Annotated in this window: 18 protein-coding genes; 5 read left to right on the top strand and 13 right to left on the bottom strand. The window is 59.2% G+C overall.

The window, feature by feature from the left end; genetic code table 11:
* Positions 1–2: 2 nt before the first annotated feature.
* The 4 genes from sufB to ERE07_RS20610 form a co-directional block, all read right to left on the bottom strand.
* Positions 3–1,475, bottom strand: a complete 1,473-nt coding sequence (sufB, locus tag ERE07_RS20625) for a Fe-S cluster assembly protein SufB (protein ID WP_130010911.1) — start codon at positions 1,473–1,475, stop codon at positions 3–5.
* Positions 1,472–1,969 (bottom strand): SUF system Fe-S cluster assembly regulator, encoded by a 498-nt coding sequence (locus tag ERE07_RS20620; protein WP_130010910.1) that lies wholly within the window; start codon positions 1,967–1,969, stop codon positions 1,472–1,474. The genes sufB and ERE07_RS20620 overlap by 4 nt, the downstream gene beginning before the upstream one ends.
* Positions 1,970–2,298: 329 nt before the next feature.
* Entirely contained in the window at positions 2,299–4,083 is a 1,785-nt protein-coding gene (locus ERE07_RS20615) for an ABCB family ABC transporter ATP-binding protein/permease (RefSeq protein WP_130010909.1), read from the bottom strand.
* A 98-nt stretch (positions 4,084–4,181) separates the two neighbouring features.
* Positions 4,182–5,078, bottom strand: a complete 897-nt coding sequence (locus ERE07_RS20610; RefSeq protein ID WP_130010930.1) for a LysR family transcriptional regulator — start codon at positions 5,076–5,078, stop codon at positions 4,182–4,184.
* A gap of 96 nt (positions 5,079–5,174) precedes the next feature.
* On the opposite strand from ERE07_RS20610, the gene ERE07_RS20605 reads away from it, so the two are divergent.
* The 5 genes from ERE07_RS20605 to ERE07_RS20585 all read left to right on the top strand — a co-directional run bounded on the left by ERE07_RS20605 (position 5,175) and on the right by ERE07_RS20585 (position 9,989).
* A complete protein-coding gene (locus ERE07_RS20605; RefSeq protein WP_130010908.1) occupies positions 5,175–6,524 on the top strand; it encodes an acyclic terpene utilization AtuA family protein in 1,350 nt (449 codons plus the stop codon).
* 31 nt (positions 6,525–6,555) lie between these two features.
* Entirely contained in the window at positions 6,556–6,927 is a 372-nt protein-coding gene (locus ERE07_RS20600; protein ID WP_130010907.1) for an AtuA-related protein, read from the top strand.
* A 30-nt stretch (positions 6,928–6,957) separates the two neighbouring features.
* Entirely contained in the window at positions 6,958–7,929 is a 972-nt protein-coding gene (locus ERE07_RS20595; protein ID WP_130010906.1) for a Bug family tripartite tricarboxylate transporter substrate binding protein, read from the top strand.
* Positions 7,930–8,034: 105 nt separating this feature from the next.
* Entirely contained in the window at positions 8,035–8,565 is a 531-nt protein-coding gene (locus ERE07_RS20590) for a sigma-70 family RNA polymerase sigma factor (RefSeq protein WP_130010905.1), read from the top strand.
* Positions 8,562–9,989, top strand: coding sequence for an anti-sigma factor domain-containing protein (locus ERE07_RS20585; protein WP_209021205.1), 1,428 nt, complete (start codon positions 8,562–8,564; stop codon positions 9,987–9,989). Before ERE07_RS20590 ends, ERE07_RS20585 begins: the two co-directional genes overlap by 4 nt.
* Positions 9,990–10,086: 97 nt before the next feature.
* On the opposite strand, the gene ERE07_RS20580 is transcribed toward ERE07_RS20585, so the two are convergent.
* The 9 genes from ERE07_RS20580 to ERE07_RS20540 form a co-directional block, all read right to left on the bottom strand.
* Positions 10,087–10,902, bottom strand: coding sequence for a ferritin-like domain-containing protein (locus tag ERE07_RS20580; protein WP_130010904.1), 816 nt, complete (start codon positions 10,900–10,902; stop codon positions 10,087–10,089).
* A gap of 78 nt (positions 10,903–10,980) precedes the next feature.
* The gene (locus tag ERE07_RS20575) at positions 10,981–11,400 is read right to left on the bottom strand and encodes a MerR family transcriptional regulator (RefSeq protein WP_130010903.1); all 420 of its coding nucleotides are present in this window, start codon (positions 11,398–11,400) and stop codon (positions 10,981–10,983) included.
* 117 nt (positions 11,401–11,517) lie between these two features.
* Positions 11,518–11,844 (bottom strand): integration host factor subunit alpha, encoded by a 327-nt coding sequence (locus tag ERE07_RS20570; protein ID WP_130010902.1) that lies wholly within the window; start codon positions 11,842–11,844, stop codon positions 11,518–11,520.
* Positions 11,845–11,853: 9 nt separating this feature from the next.
* Entirely contained in the window at positions 11,854–14,262 is a 2,409-nt protein-coding gene (gene pheT / locus ERE07_RS20565; RefSeq protein ID WP_130010901.1) for a phenylalanine--tRNA ligase subunit beta, read from the bottom strand.
* Between the two features lie 32 nt (positions 14,263–14,294).
* Positions 14,295–15,317: a phenylalanine--tRNA ligase subunit alpha gene (gene pheS / locus ERE07_RS20560; RefSeq protein ID WP_130010900.1), complete on the bottom strand. Its 1,023-nt coding sequence runs from the start codon at positions 15,315–15,317 to the stop codon at positions 14,295–14,297.
* Between the two features lie 76 nt (positions 15,318–15,393).
* Positions 15,394–15,753 carry a 50S ribosomal protein L20 gene (gene rplT / locus ERE07_RS20555; protein ID WP_130010899.1) on the bottom strand — a complete coding sequence of 120 codons (360 nt, stop codon included), beginning with the start codon at positions 15,751–15,753 and terminating at the stop codon, positions 15,394–15,396.
* A gap of 19 nt (positions 15,754–15,772) precedes the next feature.
* Positions 15,773–15,970 (bottom strand): 50S ribosomal protein L35, encoded by a 198-nt coding sequence (gene rpmI, locus ERE07_RS20550; RefSeq protein ID WP_130010898.1) that lies wholly within the window; start codon positions 15,968–15,970, stop codon positions 15,773–15,775.
* 262 nt (positions 15,971–16,232) lie between these two features.
* Complete coding sequence (locus tag ERE07_RS20545) at positions 16,233–17,723, bottom strand: tripartite tricarboxylate transporter permease (protein WP_130010897.1); 1,491 nt, start codon at positions 17,721–17,723, stop codon at positions 16,233–16,235.
* A gap of 1 nt (position 17,724) precedes the next feature.
* The gene (locus ERE07_RS20540; protein WP_130010896.1) at positions 17,725–18,207 is read right to left on the bottom strand and encodes a tripartite tricarboxylate transporter TctB family protein; all 483 of its coding nucleotides are present in this window, start codon (positions 18,205–18,207) and stop codon (positions 17,725–17,727) included.
* Position 18,208: the final 1 nt, after the last annotated feature.

Here is an 18,208-nt window from a genome sequence, read left to right as displayed (position 1 = left end):
CCTTAACCTACGCTGCCTTCGAGACTGACGCCGAGCAGGTTTTGGGCCTCGACAGCAAACTCCATGGGCAATTCCTTGAAAACTTCCTTGCAGAACCCATTGACGATCATGGACACGGCATCTTCGGCCGACAGGCCGCGCTGCATGGCGTAAAAGAGCTGGTCTTCACCGATACGCGAGGTGGTCGCTTCATGCTCGACGCTCGCGCTGGGGTTCTGGACTTCCATCGTGGGAAAGGTGTGCGCGGCACAGGTCTTTCCGATGAGCAAAGAATCGCACTGGGTATAGTTGCGTGCGTTCTCTGCCTTGGGTGTAATACGCACCAGTCCGCGGTAGGCATTGCTGCCGTGTCCCGCCGAAATTCCCTTGGAAATAATGGTGCTGCGCGTGTTGCGCCCCATATGAATCATCTTGGTGCCGGTATCAGCCTGCTGACGATGATTGCTCAGGGCAACGGAATAAAATTCGCCCACGGAATCGTCGCCACGCAAAATGACACTTGGGTACTTCCAGGTAATGGCCGATCCCGTTTCCACCTGGGTCCAGGAAATATGCGAGCGCGGTCCGCGACAGTCGCCCCGCTTGGTGACAAAATTGTAGATACCCCCCACGCCATCCTTGTCTCCGGGGTACCAGTTCTGCACCGTAGAGTATTTGATCTTGGCGTCGTCCAGCGCGACCAGCTCCACGACGGCGGCGTGAAGCTGGTTTTCATCGCGCATGGGCGCCGTACAGCCTTCAAGATAGCTGACGGACGCGCCCTCTTCCGCAATGATCAGCGTGCGTTCGAACTGCCCGGTATCCTGCGCATTAATGCGGAAGTACGTGGAAAGTTCCATGGGGCAGCGCACGCCCTTGGGAATGAAAACAAACGAGCCGTCCGAAAACACAGCCGAATTGAGCGCGGCATAGAAATTATCGGAGGGAGGCACAACCGTGCCCAGATACTTGCGAACGAGGTCGGGGTGATCCTTTACGGCCTCGCTGAACGAACAGAAGATGACACCGACTTCGGCCAACTGCTTGCGGAAGGTCGTGGCCACTGAGACGGAATCAAACACCGCATCGACCGCCACGCCGGCGAGACGGGCGCGTTCGTGCAATGGCACTCCCAGCTTCTCGTAGGTGCGCAGCAATTCGGGATCGACCTCGTCCAGGCTTTTGGGGCCATCCTTCTTGCTCTTGGGCGCGGAATAATAGCTGATGTCCTGAAAATCAACGGGCGGGAAACTGACTTGCGCCCAATGGGGCGGCGTCATGGTAAGCCAATGGCGATAAGCGGAAAGCCGCCATTCGAGCATGAATTCGGGCTCGTTCTTCTTGGAAGAAAGCAGGCGTATCGTATCCTCGGACAGGCCCTTTGGAATGGTGACCGACTCGATATCGGTCACAAAACCCGCCGAGTATTCGCGATCAAGAAACGATTCCAGCGGATCGGCCGCGGAAATGACTGCAGGTTCGGTGGATGGTTTCATTCTGGAATGCTCCATGTCGTGGGATGGGCCACGCGGGACTTGGCTTCTGGTCGGGGAAGCGGCTGACGGTTAAGGGAAAATTCGGTCGGGTTTGGCCGCACCATATCGGCGATGCTGACGTCTTCGAGGGTGCGGCGCACGATGGCATTGATACGCTGCCAGTTGCTGCGGATTTGACAGCCGGCTTCCACACTACAGGCGCCAGGCAGCGCGGTGCACTCGGTGAGGCCGAACGGCTGCTCTTCGAGCGCATCGACCACATCAGCGACGCTGATGTCTTCGGCCGGCCTGCCCAGGGCATAGCCGCCGCGCGCGCCACGGCTGCTGCGAACCAGCCCTTGCTGGCCCAGGAGTTTGAGGATCTTGCTGACGGTAGGTTGGCCCAAGCCCAGCGTGGCGGCCAGATCGGCCGCGCTGTAGACACGCGTAGGCGCTCCTGCCATGTGGGTGAGCACCAAGGTTCCGTAATCCATTATTTTGCTGATACGCAGCACGTACTGCCTCCGGCGTATGACTATGCCATATAGTACCATTTCGGTACTGTATAGATCAAGCGACCCGTGTCTTTGTCGGGCGCCTACGCAACAGTGGATCTGGACAGCGCGTTCGGGCAGTCCGGACTAGGGCTGGCGCAGGTAAGGACGGTCGTGAAATCGGGAGGCGATGGCTGATCAGAACGATTGCCGGCAGGGGCCTGAGGAATTCCGCAGGCAGTAGTTTACCGGAAAGTACGAATTCATGCGCGGATTACGTGGCCCCAGGCAAGATTGCGGGATCGCCGACCTGCACCGCCGCCCAGGTCGTCCTTTGGACATGTCGGCCTTTACGCGATCACCTCTTCCTGCCCTGCCTGCTGCATAACCCACATCTGCGCGTAACGGCCATTGCGTTGCAACAGCTCTGCATGCGTGCCCCGCTCGATGACGCTTCCGCGGTCCAGCACCAGAATTTCATCTGCATTGACAATGGTGGACAATCTGTGCGCGATGATCAGCGTGCTGCGATTTCGGGCGATAAGCTCCAGTTCCTGCTGTATGGCCCGTTCGGTTCGGGTGTCCAGGGCGCTGGTCGCCTCGTCGAAAACCAGGATAGGCGGGTTCTTGAGAATGGTGCGCGCGATGGCCACGCGTTGCTTTTCTCCGCCCGACAGTTTCAGGCCGCGCTCGCCGACCTGTGTTTGATAACCCTCAGGAAGGCTGACGATAAAATCATGAATACGCGCCGCCCGGGCCGCTTTGATGATGTCTTGCTCGCTGGCCTCGGGATTCCCGTAGGCGATGTTGTAGAGAATCGTGTCGTTAAAAAGAACTGTATCCTGGGGAACAATGCCTATGTGCTGCCGCAGGCTGGCCTGGGTAAAGTCCCTTATATCGGTGCCATTGATGCGTACCGCGCCTTCGTCCACGTCGTAGAAACGGAACAGCAACCGCGACAGCGTTGATTTTCCGGCGCCCGATGCCCCGACAACCGCCAGCGTATGGCCGGCCGGGATTGTGAACGACACATCGAACAATATCTGGCGGGCACCGCTATATCCAAAATTCACGCGATCAAAGGCCACACTGGCGTTCGCCGACTTCAATACGTGAGCATCGACGCGGTCGGCGACCTCCTCCCCTTGATCCATCAGCGTAAACATACGCTCCATATCGGCCAGGGCGTGCTTGATTTCCCGATATACAAAACCCAGAAAGTTTAACGGGGCATACAGTTGCGTGAGATAAGCCGACACCAGCACGACATCACCTACTGTCATGTGCCCCTGAACAACACCGTCAGCCGACAACCACAGCAACAAGCTGATACCCAGCGTAATGATGGCGCCCTGCCCCATGTTGAGCAGGTTCAGCGAAATCTGGTTCTTGACCGCAGAATCAGCCCATTTCCCCAGATTGCGGTCATAGCGCTGCACTTCGTAGGCCTCATTGCCGAAATATTTGACAGTTTCGTAATTGATCAGCGCATCGATGGCTTTGCTGTTGGCCTTGCTGTCCAGATCATTCATGCTGCGCCGATACACCATGCGCTTCTCGGTGACCAGCAGAGTGAACGCCACATAGGCAGCGATGGTGCCAAGCGTCACGATGGCAAACCGATAGTCGTAACGCCAAAGCAGCACAGCGCTGACCATGCTGATTTCAAGCAGCGTAGGCAGAATATTGAAGACGGTGAAGTTCAGCAGAAATCCGATGCCTTTGGTGCCTCGCTCTATGTCGCGGCTGAGTCCTCCCGTTTGGCGTTGCATATGAAAACGCAGGGACATCGAAAATAGATGGCTGAACAGCCGCGTGGCAATGCGCCGTATCGAGCCTTGCGTCACCCGCGCAAACAAGGCATCGCGCAATTCACCGAACAGACTGGTCGCCAGGCGAGCAAAACCGTAGCCAAGCAAGGCGGCCAGCGGCAAGGCAAGCAGCGTGGCAGGGACACTCAGCCCGTCGACAATATCTTTCAGGAATAAAGGCAGGACAACATTGGCCACCTTTGCAGCCACCAGACAGGCGAGCGCCGCCATGACGCGATACTTGAACTGCCATATATAAGGCAATAAAGACTTCAGGACATACAGATCATTGCGGCCTTTGGGCGCGGGAGTCCTGGAAAACATGGTTCTATCCGATTCTCGAATCCGACATTGTACGTCTGGTTATCGCAGCAACCGTCTTCCACACCCGCGGTCGCGCCAACCATGTCGTCGCGAATCCATCATGTGCCCAGCGCCGCTCGTTCGCGCAGCAAAACATCGTAAAAAGCCTGTGCGGCGCTGGAAAGGCCCCGATCGCTGCGACGGATCAGATACAGCGACCGCTTGACAGCGTCTTGCCGGACGAGAGGAATCACGCGCAGGCGCGCATGCTTGAACTGAAAGAGGGTCATGGCAGGCACCAGACTTACGCCAAGTCCCGCAACGACTAGGCCAGTCACCGTGGCGAGATGATCAACCTCAAGGAAAGTGCCCAACTTGCGAAAAGCGCTGTTGCGAATGAGGCTTTGCCTGACGCTGCTGCCTTTGCCCAGTTGAATCATGGCACAGCCTTCGATGTCGCGCAGCCGGACGGCGCGCTTGCGTGCGAGCGGATGGTCATCGCGACAGACCAGATAAAAAGCGTCTTCGTACAAGGTTTCGGCGTCAAGACCACTCATGTCCACGCCCTGGGCCGCAACCGCGATATCGGCTGCCCCACTGCGTACCAGTGCCAGACAAGGTTCAAGCAGGGCGTCGTGCAGCGTGAGCTCCACCCCGGGATGTTCGGCGTGGAAACGCGCATAAATATCCGGTAGCCAGCCAGCGGCAAGCGAGGGCAATGCGGCAACGGACACCCTGCCCTTTCGTATTGCAACATGATCCCGCACATCCTGCACAACGGCTTCCATATCGCGCAGTAGTCTGGTCGCTGAACGGTTGAGCAATCTGCCTTCCGCCGTAAGCTCAACCCTGCGCGTACTGCGTTCGAACAGCCGGACGCCCAGCGCGTCTTCCAGCGATTTGATAAGCGCACTGAAGGCAGGCTGAGTCTGGTGACAGCGGGCGGCGGCACGCGTGAAATGATGTTCGTCGGCAAGCGCAACGAAGGCGCGCAACTGCCGTGCCGTGATATTCATCATAAATACCTTATCAATCCATCAGTATTTTCTATTTTACTTATTAATAAGTCATTTCTATAGTGACAGCAAGCCAGCAATCTCAAGGATCACAGTATGCAAACCGCTACACCGCTGACAATAGGTTGTGCATCGGGTTTTTCCGGCGACCGGACGGACGGCGTTGCGCCAGTCGTCCAAACCCTGATACGCCAGAATGGCCACGCGCTGATTTTCGAAACGCTGGCCGAGCGCACCCTGGCGCTGTCGCAACTGGCCAAGAATGAGGACCCTGATCGCGGCTATGAGCCGCTCCTCGACGATCTGCTGCAGCCCGCGCTTGAACCCTGCCTGCAGCACGGTATCAAAATCGTCAGCAATTTCGGCGCTGCGAATCCTCCCGCCGCCGCGCGTCGCATCAAGCAGTTGGCCGCCGGGCTCAAGCAGCGCGAGCCCCGTGTCGCAGTCTTGTCCGGCGATCAGTTGGACCGCCCGGAACAATTGGACTTCCTGAATGAACAATTAGGCGATCAGCTGAAAGGCCTGGAGATCGTCAGCATGAACGCATACCAGGGCGCCACTGAAATTGGCCAGGCCTTGCGGGCGGGGGCGGACATTGTTGTAGCAGGCCGTGTTGCCGACCCATCCCTGACGCTAGGATGCGCGCTGGCCCATTATGACTGGCGCGAAGACGACTGGCAGCGGCTGGGGCGCGCAACCATGGCGGGCCACCTGCTGGAATGTGGCACACAGGTCACAGGCGGCTATTTCGCGGTGCCTGGCATCAAAGACGTGCCGGGCATGGATACGCTGGGGTTTCCCATTGCCTATATCGATGAGACCGGCGATTTTACAGTCGGCAAGGCGGATCAAACCGGCGGCCTTGTGGATTGCAGAACGGTCAAAGAGCAGTTGTTGTACGAGGTGCACGATCCAGCTGCTTATCTTACGCCCGATGTCGTTGCCGATCTGAGCCGCGCGTCGGTGTCAGAGGTGGGCCCGAATCGGGTGCGTATCAACGGGGTGCAGGGTCATGCGCGCCCAGACACGCTCAAGGTCAATATTTGCTACCGCGGCGGCTGGCTTGGCGAAGCAGAGATTTCCTACGCCGGCGTTCAGGCAGAAGCGCGGGCGCGGCTTGCCGCGGACACCATACAAAAACGCCTGGGTTCGCAGATCACACTGCGCTTTGACCTGATCGGCGTGCTCAGTATTTTTAGCGATGACGATGGCAAGCTGCAGGCCGGGGCCAAGCCCGGTCAGGCGCGCGATGTGCGACTGCGTGTGGCGGGATCCCATCAAGATCGGCGCGTTGCCGAGCGCATTCTGCGAGAGGTCACCGCACTGTATACCTGCGGCCCCGCTGGCGGCGGTGGCGTACGAACGTCCTTACGCTCGCGATTGGGCAGCCTCTCTGCGCTGATGCCCCGCGACCTGGCGCCGGCAGGGTGGCGCTTCGCCGATTAGCCGTTCGGCTGGTATCCCAGGAACTCACACCATGACCCAACACAAAGATTACATCGACATCCCACTGTACCGTCTGGCGCACAGCCGCACAGGCGACAAAGGCAATATTTCGAATATTAGTGTCATTGCCTACAACGAGGAGCACTACACCCTGTTGCAGGATCAACTGACAGCGTCCGCGGTCCACCAATGGTTTTCCTTTCGCGGACCCTCGAAAGTGGTACGCCATAGCGTTGCATCCCTGGGCGCGCTCAATTTTGTGCTGCACGACATCCTGGACGGCGGTGTCAACAGCGCACTCAATCTGGACACGCACGGCAAGGCCTTATCTTTTTACCTTCTGGATTTTCCAATACGCGTTCCCCGAAGCCTGGCTGAAAGCCTACCGGATATTTCCAGCTGAAGTCCTTTATCCATAACCAGGAGACAAACCATGATGCCTAATTTCATTAACGCCACGCTGCTGGCCTGCGCGCTCGGGCTGGGCATATCGCCCGCTGCCTACGCAAAGTATCCCGATGACCGCCCCATTACCTTTGTGGTCCCTTTTGGGGCGGGTAGCGCGACAGATCAGCTGGCGCGCGCGCTCGGCCAGGGCGTATCGGAACAGAGCGGACAGACCGTTGTCATTGAGAACAAAGCGGGTGCCAGTGCAATGATAGGCGCCACCGATGTGGCCCGCGCCGGGCCTGACGGCTATCGGGTGCTGATCACCACCAATACTTCGCAGGCCGCTAACCCGCACCTGTACAAACAACTGAATTACGACCCGGTATCCGACTTTCAGCCGGTCACGCTGCTGGGTATGGGTGGGCAGATTATGGTGGTCAACCCAAAATCCCCCGCGAAAAACGTGGAGGACTTCATCAAGCTCGCCAAGGAAAATCCTGGCAAACTGACGTTCGGCAGCGGCAGCTCAAGCAGCCGTGTTGCGGGGGAACTGTTTCAGCAAATGGCTGGCGTTGAGTTGCTGCATGTGCCATACAAGAGCAATCCATTGGTCATCACTGATCTACTGGGAGGCCAGATCGACATGATGATGGCTGACATGGCTACCGGCTTGCCCCAGGCCACATCCGGCAAACTGCGCGCCCTGGGTGTGACAACACCGCAGCGCTCTCCCTTGGCGCCAGATGTGCCGACGATCGCCGAGGCAGGCGTGCCAGACTATCAGATGGGCTATTGGTTTGGCGCTTATGTTCCTGCCGGCACGCCGCGCGACGTGGTGTCTACGCTGCATGACCTTCTGGTCAATGCAACGGCCCGACCCGCTGCCGTGCAGTTCTACACACAAACGGGAACCCAACCTGTAACATCCACACCCGAGGAACTTGCCGAGTTCCAGAAGCAAGAAACAGAGAAATGGGGGGAGATTATCAAGAAAGCAGGCATTGAGCCTGCGTAACGCTTGCAATCTGGAACCATCAGGATCGTTTACACCTAATACAATAATGAAATTACACGCCCGTTAAAACACGGGCGTGCCTGTTATGGCGATTCCGGAGAACTTATGGCTGTTGCACCCGTCGACTACGATGCCGCCCTGCGTGCCTGCGCGCGCGGCGACGAAAACGCCTTCCAACAACTTTATGAGCATGAAGCACCGCACATGCTTGCGCTCGGCCTGTCCATGCTGGGCCAGCGCGCCAGCGCAGAAGAACTGCTGCGCGATACATTCACCTTGATCTGGAAGAACGCGGAAAGCTTCGACGAAGACTCTGGCACGGGTCGTGCCTGGATGTATAGTATTTTGCGTTACCGTGCGCTCAAGCGACTGCGTCAGGCGGCTCGCAATCCGCTGCTGGATGCCCAGGCCGCAGACAATCTGCCCGATGCCACGGATGTGCGCAATGCGGCGACCAGCAGCCTGTTGCGCGCACTGTCCCAACTGGACGAAAGCCAACGAGCCCCCATCATGATGGCTTTCTACAAGGGATATACCTATGAGCAGATTGCCGCTCGCCTGAAAGTGCCGGCCGCACAGCTCAAGACACGTGTCCAGGTCGGCCTTAGCCTGCTCAAGGAGCTGCGGCAAGCATGAGCAGCAATAAAACACCCAACAGCCATAACATCCTGATTGCGGAATACACGCTCGGCCTGCTCGATCGCCATGATATGGCCAGAGCCCATCAGTTGCTCAGCCACGACGACAGCGCAGTCACGGCCGCTCTGGACTGGGAAAACAGTCTGCTGGAGCTGACCGACCTGCTGCCGCCTGTTGACCCCTCACCCTTGCTGCTGCAACGCATTCAGGCCACGCTGGGCCACGATGCCATTCCCGCTCCGTCCAGCCTGTATCGTCAGCCTGCCAGCCTGCGCCCCAAGGAACACGACGGATCCGGCGACCTTCCTGCGGCGTCCGCCGAAGCTGGCGCCACGCGCACTGCGCCGCCGGCACCGAACGCCCGCCCAGTTGTCACCGAAATACCGCGACCGGCACAGCCTCCCGCGCCACTGGCACCAGTCCCAGACAGGCCAGGCAGGCAGCCTGAGCCTCTCGCGCCCCAAACACTGCCCCAAACACCGGCGGCATCGCCTGCAGCCCCCCATTCATCCACCCCCAATGCATCAGGCGCCGTTGTCACCCCATTCGCGCGCCCTCCCGCGCCCGACCCGGCCTCGCCTGCCACGACACCCCCGACTTCGCGTACAAACGCGGGCGCGCCAACCAGCCGAAAAGAACCCTCGACCGGGCCCTCCCCGTCGACGATCTCGCCCATCAAGTCCGACAACGTCCGCAGCGCACCCATCGACAGAACCGCCGAGCGTAACGCGGTTGCCGGATCGAGATCCGTTGAACATACCCTGGGTTCCGAGGCCGGCGCTGCGCCGCCGTCGGTGGCCAATGCCATACCGCCCAAGGAAAGCACGCCTCCCCTGCCCGACGCCATCCCGATCACGGCGCCATCGTCGCTGCCACCCGCCCAGTCCCGCCGCCTTGTCAACAGTGTCTGGATCTGGCGTGGCGCCACTGTGATTTTTGCCGCCCTGGCGCTGGCACTCGCCCTCATGCCGGCAGCACCGACCGAACCGCCTGTGACGGTGGTCAAAGTGGCTCCGACCAAGGCAGCCATTCTTCAAGCTCCCGGGCAAAGCTCCACCCCTGCCTGGATCGTCACGTTCGACCCGCAAGGCAACGTGCTCATGTCTCCCCAGGTGCGCAGCGATATCCCCGCCGACGCTTCCGTGCAACTATGGACCTACAACGCCACCTTGCCTCAGCCCCGCTCCATGGGTTTGATCGACCCCAACAAGCCCATTACCGTACCTGCGACGCTCATGGGTGAGCTAGGGGACGAACAGTATTTCGAAATGACGCTGGAGCCACAGGGCGGGTCGCCAACGTCCAGCCCAAGCGGGCCGGTGCTGTTCATAGGCCGGGTCGTCACATTCGGTGCGCCCGATGCGGAGCCAAGCCTCTCGCAAGGCAACCACTCTCAAGGCGAAACACTGCCATCCTCGTAAGCCCAGCAGAAACACGGCAATCTATGAAAGACAGAAGACCCGGCCTCGACCCCGGACCTTCTGCCGGGGGAGGTCTGGCTCCCACACGGTTAAGGGCTCAACCGTGATCCTGAGAGGTCGTCGCGGCCTCTTGCAGCAGCGCATCCAGTTCTTCGTCGCTGAAGCCTGCAGCGCGACGGGCGGGTAGATTGAATGGGCCACGCAGCCGTGGCGCGCGATAGCGCTCAGCAAGCATTCTGAAGCTGGCGATGGGATCCAACCCACGCTGCGTGCAGAGGTGTCTATACCAGCGATTGCCGGTCGCCACGTGGCCAATCTCGTCACGCAGAATAATGTCTATGATAGCTGCGGCGGCCTCGTCGCCTGCGCCCGAGAGTTTGTCCCGCACAATGGGCGACGCATCCAGCCCACGGGCTTCCAGCGTGCGCGGCACCAGCGCAAGGCGGGCCAAGAGATCTTCGCGGGTTCGTTCTGCCATTTCCCACAAGCCGTCGTGTGCCGGCATATCGCCATAGGCATAGCCCATCGCCTGCAGATGCGCGCAGAGCAACTCGAAATGCAAGCCCTCTTCGCGCGCCACCTTTGCCCAATCTCTGTAAAAGGCGTCGGGCATTCCTGGGAACCGCCACAGGACATCCAGCGCCAGGTTGATGGCGTTGAACTCAATATGGCACAGAGAGTGTATAAGTGCGGCTCTTCCCTGCGGCGATCCGACCGAGCGGGACTTTACCTTGTGCGGCGGAACGAGCTCGGGTCGGTGGGGGCGGCCCGGAATCCCCGCCGGGACAGCCATTACCATAGCCGTGTCTATGACGAGCGTATCATCCAACCGTCTCGCGGCAGCGGCCTTTGCCGCAGGCTCGGATTCAAGCAGTGCAGAGAGCGCCCGCGATCGCAGTGAAGCGTCAATCATGTCTGGCAAAAGATGGCGTGTTGCGGCCTTGCGCGGAATCCGGAAATAGAAATACGCATCAGGTTGGCAAGGCGCCGATCAGAAGAGTTGCGAACCCTCTGTGCCATTCGATTCGTTTTCCTGCAACGCAGCCGACAGCATGTCTTTGACAGCCGTGAGGTCGTTGCGCAGCGATTGCAGTTCGGCGCCCGAAAGGCGTACAGCCGCGTCCTGGTCGCGCGAAATGTCATGCGTATCGCCCAGACGGTTGCGCGCGCCGCTGATGGTGAACCCCTGCTCGTACAGCAGGTCGCGGATACGGCGGATAAGCAAAACCTCGTGATGCTGGTAATAGCGCCGATTGCCGCGTCGTTTTACGGGCTTGAGTTGCGTGAACTCTTGCTCCCAGTAGCGCAGGACATGGGGCTTGACACAACACAGGTCGCTGACTTCGCCGATCGTGAAATATCGTTTTGCCGGAATGGGCGGCAGAATGACGGGGGTTTCGCTTGTGCTCATGGGCGGATTGTAAGCCGGTTGATAAGTCTACGGAAATAATCCCGGAAGTACCTGCGGGGCCACAATGGTTATAGCCCGAATTGCAGATGCGCCGCAACGCACCCGCAAACGATACTTTTATTGCTGATCGGACGCGGCATCGGGTTTGCTGGATAGTTCCACGATGCTTTTCAGTTTTTGACTGGCGTGAAAAGTCACCACCCGCCGCGCGGCAATTGGAATGATTTCGCCCGTTTTCGGATTGCGTCCGGGGCGTGGCGGTTTATCGCGCACCTGGAAATTGCCGAAACCAGACAGCTTGACTTCTGACCCGCTCGCCAGGCATTCCCGTATCTCTTCAAAGAAGGTATCGACAATGTCTTTGGCTTCGCGTTTGTTCAGGCCAACACGATCAAATAGCAGCTCTGCAAGCTCCGCTTTGGTTAGCGTGCGGTCGGTTTTCATATGTGCTCCTTAAGCGCGCTGGCGTACGCCATGCGCAGCAACCAGTGCATCCAGCAGCCTGGACAGGCATTGTTCTACCGTTGCATCATCCAGCGTTGCATCGTGCCCCTGCAGCCAGAAGCGAAAGGCCATGCTTTTTTCGGAGGTTTGCGCCGTTTTGTCACGCCAGACATCGAACAGTTTAATGTCTTTCACGATGCCAAGCGTATCATCAGATTGGATAGTATGGGTAAATGTATCCAGCAAGTCTTGATAGCTGACGGCTGTATTCACCCACAGCGCCAGATCGCGAATAACGACCGGCTGCCGGGAAAGCTCGCCTGGCGCGGGCAGCAAGCTGGCGGACACGGCATCGACGTCGATTTCGAACACAACGGGCGCCTGAGCCAGATCACAGCGCTGTGCCCAGCGCGGATGGATTTCGCCTATCCAGCCCACCGTCTGCCCAGCGAGCTCAAGACGCGCCGATCGCCCAGGATGCAAGGCGGGATGGGCATGAGCAATGCAGACCAGGTCGTGGGCTGATTCGCCCAACAGATTCTCGAGGTCTTTCTTGACGTCGTAAAAATCGACCTGACGCGTGGCGGTGCCCCACTGCTCATCCAGCGCCGGCCCCCAGGCAGCGCCAGCCAGCCGCACAGGCTGGCGCACACCCGCTACTGCGAGGTCGCCATCCACGACGGTATTGTCCCGCGCAAAGACCCGGCCCAGTTCGAATACGCGCACACGGCTCTGCTTGCGGTTCGCGTTATGGACGATGTTGGCAAGCAGGCCGCCGATCAGGCTTGAACGCATGACCGCCAACTGACTGGCGATCGGGTTAAGCAAGCGGATGGGATCGTCGTTGCCCGCATAATCGTGCTCCCAGGCTTCTTCGACGAAGGCAAAATTGATGACCTCCTGATAGTCGAGTGCCGCCATGCGGGCCCGCAGCATATGGGGACCGCGCAAGGTTTCGGGTTCGATCAGCATGTCTGCGCGCGCGACGGGGGGCAGATCCGGAATACGCTCAAAGCCATAAACGCGCGCCACTTCCTCAATCAGATCTTCTTCGATGGCAATATCGAAACGATAGGAGGGTGGCGTCACGATGAAGGCATCATCCTGCTGGACGTAAGGCAGCGCCAGGCGGGTAAAAATGGCCTCGACCTCGTTGCTGGCAACCGCCAGCCCGAGCACTTTGCGGCAGCGCGATAGCCTCATGGCGACGGGCTTGCGCTCCGGAAGGTTGATTACCTGATCGTCGACCGGACCCACCTGCCCGCCGCAGATATCGACGATCAGACGGCTCATGTATTCGAGATGCTCCGAGATGGAGGCAAAATCCACACCCCGTTCGAAGCGATGACTGGCCTCTGAGCTGAACTTGTAGCGACGCGCGCGCCCCATGATGGCTTCTGGCCACCAGAAAGCGGCCTCGACGTAGATATCAGTGGTATCCAGCGTGACGGACGATCCCTCGCCGCCCATGATGCCTGCCAGGCTTTCGATTTGATCTCCCGCGCAGATGACGCCCACGTCGGGGTCGAGCTGGACGGTCTGGCCATTGAGCAGCTCAAGTTGCTCGCCATGCCTGGCCCAGCGCACGGTCAGGCCGCCATCGACCCGCTTGAGATCGAAGACGTGCGTTGGACGACCCAGTTCCAGCATGACGTAGTTGGAAATATCGACCAGCGCCGAAATAGACCGCTGCCCTGCCCGTTCGAGCCGGGTTCTCATCCATGAAGGTGTTTGCGCCCGGGCATTGACACCCCGTATCACCCGGCCGGCAAAGCGCCCGCAAAGGTCGGGGGCATCGACGCGAACCGGCAAGATGTCTTCCAGGGTGACAGCAACCGGCTCATACGTTGGCACGACAAGCGGAGCCCCGGTAAGCGCCGACACCTCGCGCGCGACACCCAGGATGGACAGGCAGTCGGCCCGGTTGGGGGTTAGCTTGAGTGTGAATACAGTATCGTCCAGGTCCAGGGCTTCGCGAAGCGACTGGCCGGCTTGCAGCGCGGGGTCGAGCACCAGCAGGCCATCGTGATCCTGAGAAAGTCCGAGCTCGCGCGCCGAGCAGAGCATGCCGGAGGACGCCACCCCCCGCATCTTTACGACACCTATCTGCATGCCGTTCGGCAATTGCGCACCCACGCGCGCCAGCGGCACCTTGATGCCTGCCGCGGCGTTGGGCGCACCGCATACGATTTGCAGCGGCGAACCGGTGCCATCGTCCACTTGGCAAACACGCAACTTGTCCGCATCGGGATGGGGTGCAATATCGACGATGTGCCCGACCACCACACCCTCGAATGGCGGCGCAGCCGGGTCGGTTTCTTCGACCTCGAGGCCCGCCATGGTCAGGCGATGCGACAAGGCCTGCGTATCGATGTCGGGGTTAACAAAAGCGCGTAGCCAGGACTCTGGAAATAACATGATCCGCTCGTTGAGTTCGTGATAGTCGGGGGTTATCGGTTGAACTGGCGCAAGAAGCGCAAGTCGCCCTCGAAAAACTGACGCAGGTCGTTGACACCGTAGCGCAGCATGGTAAGGCGCTCGAGGCCCGAACCAAAGGCAAAGCCAATATATCGTTCGGGATCGAGACCGTAGTTGCGCACGACTTCGGGGTGCACTTGCCCGGAACCGGAAATTTCAAGCCAGCGCCCCTGATTCGGGCCCGACGTGAACATCATGTCGATTTCGGCGGAAGGTTCGGTAAACGGAAAAAAGGAGGGGCGGAACCTGACGCTCAGGTCGTCGGTTTCGAAAAAGGCGCGGAGAAAATTGGTATACACACCCTTGAGGTCGGCGAAGGAAATGTCTTCGGCAATCCAGAGGCCTTCGACCTGATGGAACATCGGTGAGTGCGTGGCATCGCTGTCCACGCGATAGGTGCGCCCTGGGGCAATGACCTTGATTGGAGGCTTGTGCATGCGCGCATAGCGCACCTGCATGGGGCTGGTGTGCGTGCGCAGCAGCAGCGGCAACCCTTGCGCGTCGTTCATGTCGACATAGAACGTATCCTGCATGGAGCGGGCCGGATGGTTTTCGGGGTTGTTCAGCGCGGTGAAGTTGGTCCAGTCGTTCTCGATCTCGGGGCCGTCCGCAACATCGAAACCGATCGAACGGAAAATGGCTTCGACGCGCTGCCAAGTCTGGATCACGGGATGTATGCCACCCATCGCCCTGCCGCGGCCTGGCAGCGTGACGTCGATGGTTTCGGCCGCAAGGCGTTTATCGAGTTCCGCCTGGGCCATTTGGGCGCGACGGTCATTGAGCAGGCCTTCTATCTGCTGCTTGAGCTGATTGATGCGCGCGCCCTCAGTTTTCTTTTGCTGTGGGTCCAGCTTGGCAAGGCCCTTGAGCAGAGCGGTTAGCTCGCCCTGCTTGCCCAGAAAACGGGCTTTGGCATTCTCGAGCGCAGCGGCGTCGGGCGCCTGTGCGAAAAGTTCTTTGGCCTGAAGGATCAGGTCGTCGACCGGAGGTGTCATAGTGTCGCGTGTCCAAATGCAAACGGAGCCCGACAAAGGCCCCGTTTGCAGTGTTACAACAGAAAATGCAGGCCGATCAGGAGGCCAATGCGTTCTTGGCCTGTGCAACGACGGCTGCAAAGCCTGCCTTGTCATTGACAGCCATGTCGGCCAGTACCTTGCGATCAAGCTCGATAGAGGCTTTCTTGGTGCCTGCGATGAACACGCTGTAGGAAACGCCCAGCTCGCGGCAGGCCGCATTAATACGGGTGATCCAGAGTGCGCGGAAGGTACGCTTTTTATTGCGGCGATCACGGTAGGCATATTGCCCAGCCTTCATGACCGCCTGTTTGGCTATACGGAATACATTACCGCGGCGACCGCGGTAGCCTTTGGCTGCTTTAAGGACTTTTTTATGACGGGCTCGGGCGGTAACGCCGCGTTTTACGCGTGGCATGGTAGTAGATCTCCGATAATCAAGCGAAAGGCATCATTGCCTTGACCGAGGTGACATCTGACTTGTGCACCGCGGTAGAACCGCGCAACTGGCGCTTGTTCTTGGTTGTTTTCTTGGTGAGGATGTGGCGCTTGAACGCCTGGCCCCGCTTGATTGACCCGCTACCGCGAACCTTGAAGCGCTTTGCGGCGCCCCGCTTGGTTTTCATCTTAGGCATGATGCAAAACTCTATGATTTATGAATGCAGGTGGACCCCAGCCTTCTGGCGACACTTGTTAGACCTTGCAATTCACTTATTTGATTTTCCCGGCCGCTGAGCAAGCGAAGCGCAGCCGTTGGCTACACGCCGCCCCGGCACGCGCGCCCTGACTGGGCACTGCAAAAAGCGATAACACCGGAAAAGCCCTTGATTATAAGACGATTTTCTAGCGCTTGTCCACTGCAATCCACCGTGCGCAACAGCGGCCCCTGATTGACGATCAACCTGCCGCAGCCTTGATCCGTTTCAAGAGCAGAGGCAACAGGAACACCAATGCGGCGAGACTCAGGAAAACAATGGACAGCGGATCGGCGACCAGCGCCATGGGACTGCCCTGCCCGATGGCCAGCGCGCGCCTGAGCTGAGTTTCGGCCATGGGCCCGAGTATGAGTCCAATCAGTACCGGTGCGATCGGAAAATCATAGACCCGCATCACATAGCCGGCCACGCCCACCACAAACATGATGAGCAAATCCATCCAGGAGGTGGAGATGCCCCATATGCCGACCATGGCAAAGATGAGAATACCGGCATAAAGATAAGGCCTGGGTATCAGCAGCAAGCGCACCCACAAACCTACCAACGGCAAATTCAGCACCAACAGCATCACGTTGCCCACATACAGCGATGCAATCACCGCCCAGACCAGATCGTGGCTATTGGTGAACAAAAATGGCCCTGGTTGCAGCCCATAGCTCTGAAAGGCGGCCAGCAGGATGGCTGCTGTCGCCGACGTGGGCAGGCCCAGTGTCAGCAAGGGAACCAGAATGCCGGCTGCTGCCGCATTATTCGCTGCCTCTGGCCCCGCCACCCCCTCGATGGCGCCGTGGCCAAACTCTTCAGGATGTTTGGACAGCTTGCGCTCTACGGTATAAGAAAGAAAAGTGGGAATTTCCGTACCACCTGTTGGCAAGGCGCCAATCGGAAACCCAAAAAGCGTACCGCGCAACCAGGGCTTCCAGGAGCGCTTCCAGTCGTCTTTGGTCATCCAGGCCCCGCCCGACAAGGGATTCATTTGTGGCGGCATGCTGCTGTAGCGGCTCGCGACATACATAATCTCGCCGACTGCGAACAAGGACACCAGCACCACGGTGAGCTCAATGCCATCAAGAAGCGCCGGCGACCCAAAGGTCAGCCTCGCCTGCCCTGTCTGGCCATCAATGCCCACGACGCCAAGCGCCAGCCCCAGCAGTAAAGCGATCAGGCCACGCACGCGCGACGTACCCATGACAACGGAAACCGACATCAAGGACAGCACCATCAAGGCGAAATAGTCGGCGGCCGTAAAAACAAATGCCAACTCCGCCACCAGCGGGGCAAAGAAAGTGATGCCCAGCGTTGCCAACGTACCGGCCACAAAAGAGCCGATGGCCGCCGTTGCCAACGCGGCTGCCCCTCTGCCCGACTTGGCCATTTTGTTGCCTTCTAGCGCAGTCATCATAGACCCGCTTTCGCCCGGCGTATTCAGTAGAATCGAAGTCGTTGAGCCCCCATACATGGCGCCGTACAAGACGCCCGCAAACATAATGAAGGCGGCAGTGGGAGCGATCTGTACCGTGACAGGCAGCAGCAAGGCGATCGTGAGCGCAGGCCCGATACCTGGCAATACGCCGATGGCGGTACCGAGCACCGAACCCAGAAGTGCCCAGAGCAGGTTGATGGGATGCAGCGCAACGCCGAACCCGGTCATTAACGCGTTCAGAGAGTCCATTTCACCACTCCACCAGAGGCATGATCTGCCCCAGGTTCACGCCCAGTTTCGAAAAGCCAATCCAGCAGATAACGCCCAGCACCAGCCCAATCAAGCAGTCGAACACAATGCGGCGCGACCCGAATGCCCGTGTAACGAGTGCAAACGAGAACATGGCGGTCAGGGGAAAGCCCAGTCGCTGCATGGTTAACAGCGGCACAGCAGCCGCCGCGGCGGCGTAAAACAATGAAGGCCAGGAAACCGCCGCATTGGCCTCTGCATTTTCGGTGTCCTGAGGCGTAAATTGTTCCCCGCGCGCTATCTGCACCAGCAGGATGACGCCCAGCAATACAATCAGGCCGCCGATGACGGTTACGAAGAATCCCGGCCCCAGCGCGGCGTAACCACCGAGCTGAGGCAGACTGCGTCCCTGAAAGAACCAGAGCAGCCCGATGGCAATCACAGCCAGCCCCAACCACCAGGGGCGTTGCTTCTTGGGCATCATC

The organism is Allopusillimonas ginsengisoli (assembly GCF_004153455.1).
Taxonomy (GTDB): Bacteria; Pseudomonadota; Gammaproteobacteria; order Burkholderiales; family Burkholderiaceae_B; genus Allopusillimonas; species Allopusillimonas ginsengisoli.
The sequence above is the reverse complement of the archived record's forward strand: the minus strand, read 5'-3'. Positions and strand labels throughout refer to the sequence as shown.

Excerpts from the sequence above, each read along its gene's own strand:
- sufB (WP_130010911.1), bottom strand. The coding sequence starts at position 1,475 with ATGAAACCATCCACCGAACCTGCAGTCATTTCCGCGGCCGATCCGCTG.
- ERE07_RS20615 (WP_130010909.1), bottom strand. The coding sequence starts at position 4,083 with ATGTTTTCCAGGACTCCCGCGCCCAAAGGCCGCAATGATCTGTATGTC.
- ERE07_RS20610 (WP_130010930.1), bottom strand. The coding sequence starts at position 5,078 with ATGAATATCACGGCACGGCAGTTGCGCGCCTTCGTTGCGCTTGCCGAC.
- ERE07_RS20605 (WP_130010908.1), top strand. The coding sequence starts at position 5,175 with ATGCAAACCGCTACACCGCTGACAATAGGTTGTGCATCGGGTTTTTCC.
- ERE07_RS20600 (WP_130010907.1), top strand. The coding sequence starts at position 6,556 with ATGACCCAACACAAAGATTACATCGACATCCCACTGTACCGTCTGGCG.
- ERE07_RS20595 (WP_130010906.1), top strand. The coding sequence starts at position 6,958 with ATGATGCCTAATTTCATTAACGCCACGCTGCTGGCCTGCGCGCTCGGG.
- ERE07_RS20590 (WP_130010905.1), top strand. The coding sequence starts at position 8,035 with ATGGCTGTTGCACCCGTCGACTACGATGCCGCCCTGCGTGCCTGCGCG.
- ERE07_RS20585 (WP_209021205.1), top strand. The coding sequence starts at position 8,562 with ATGAGCAGCAATAAAACACCCAACAGCCATAACATCCTGATTGCGGAA.
- ERE07_RS20580 (WP_130010904.1), bottom strand. The coding sequence starts at position 10,902 with ATGATTGACGCTTCACTGCGATCGCGGGCGCTCTCTGCACTGCTTGAA.
- ERE07_RS20575 (WP_130010903.1), bottom strand. The coding sequence starts at position 11,400 with ATGAGCACAAGCGAAACCCCCGTCATTCTGCCGCCCATTCCGGCAAAA.
- ERE07_RS20570 (WP_130010902.1), bottom strand. The coding sequence starts at position 11,844 with ATGAAAACCGACCGCACGCTAACCAAAGCGGAGCTTGCAGAGCTGCTA.
- pheT (WP_130010901.1), bottom strand. The coding sequence starts at position 14,262 with ATGTTATTTCCAGAGTCCTGGCTACGCGCTTTTGTTAACCCCGACATC.
- pheS (WP_130010900.1), bottom strand. The coding sequence starts at position 15,317 with ATGACACCTCCGGTCGACGACCTGATCCTTCAGGCCAAAGAACTTTTC.
- rplT (WP_130010899.1), bottom strand. The coding sequence starts at position 15,753 with ATGCCACGCGTAAAACGCGGCGTTACCGCCCGAGCCCGTCATAAAAAA.
- rpmI (WP_130010898.1), bottom strand. The coding sequence starts at position 15,970 with ATGCCTAAGATGAAAACCAAGCGGGGCGCCGCAAAGCGCTTCAAGGTT.
- ERE07_RS20545 (WP_130010897.1), bottom strand. The coding sequence starts at position 17,723 with ATGGACTCTCTGAACGCGTTAATGACCGGGTTCGGCGTTGCGCTGCAT.
- ERE07_RS20540 (WP_130010896.1), bottom strand. The coding sequence starts at position 18,207 with ATGATGCCCAAGAAGCAACGCCCCTGGTGGTTGGGGCTGGCTGTGATT.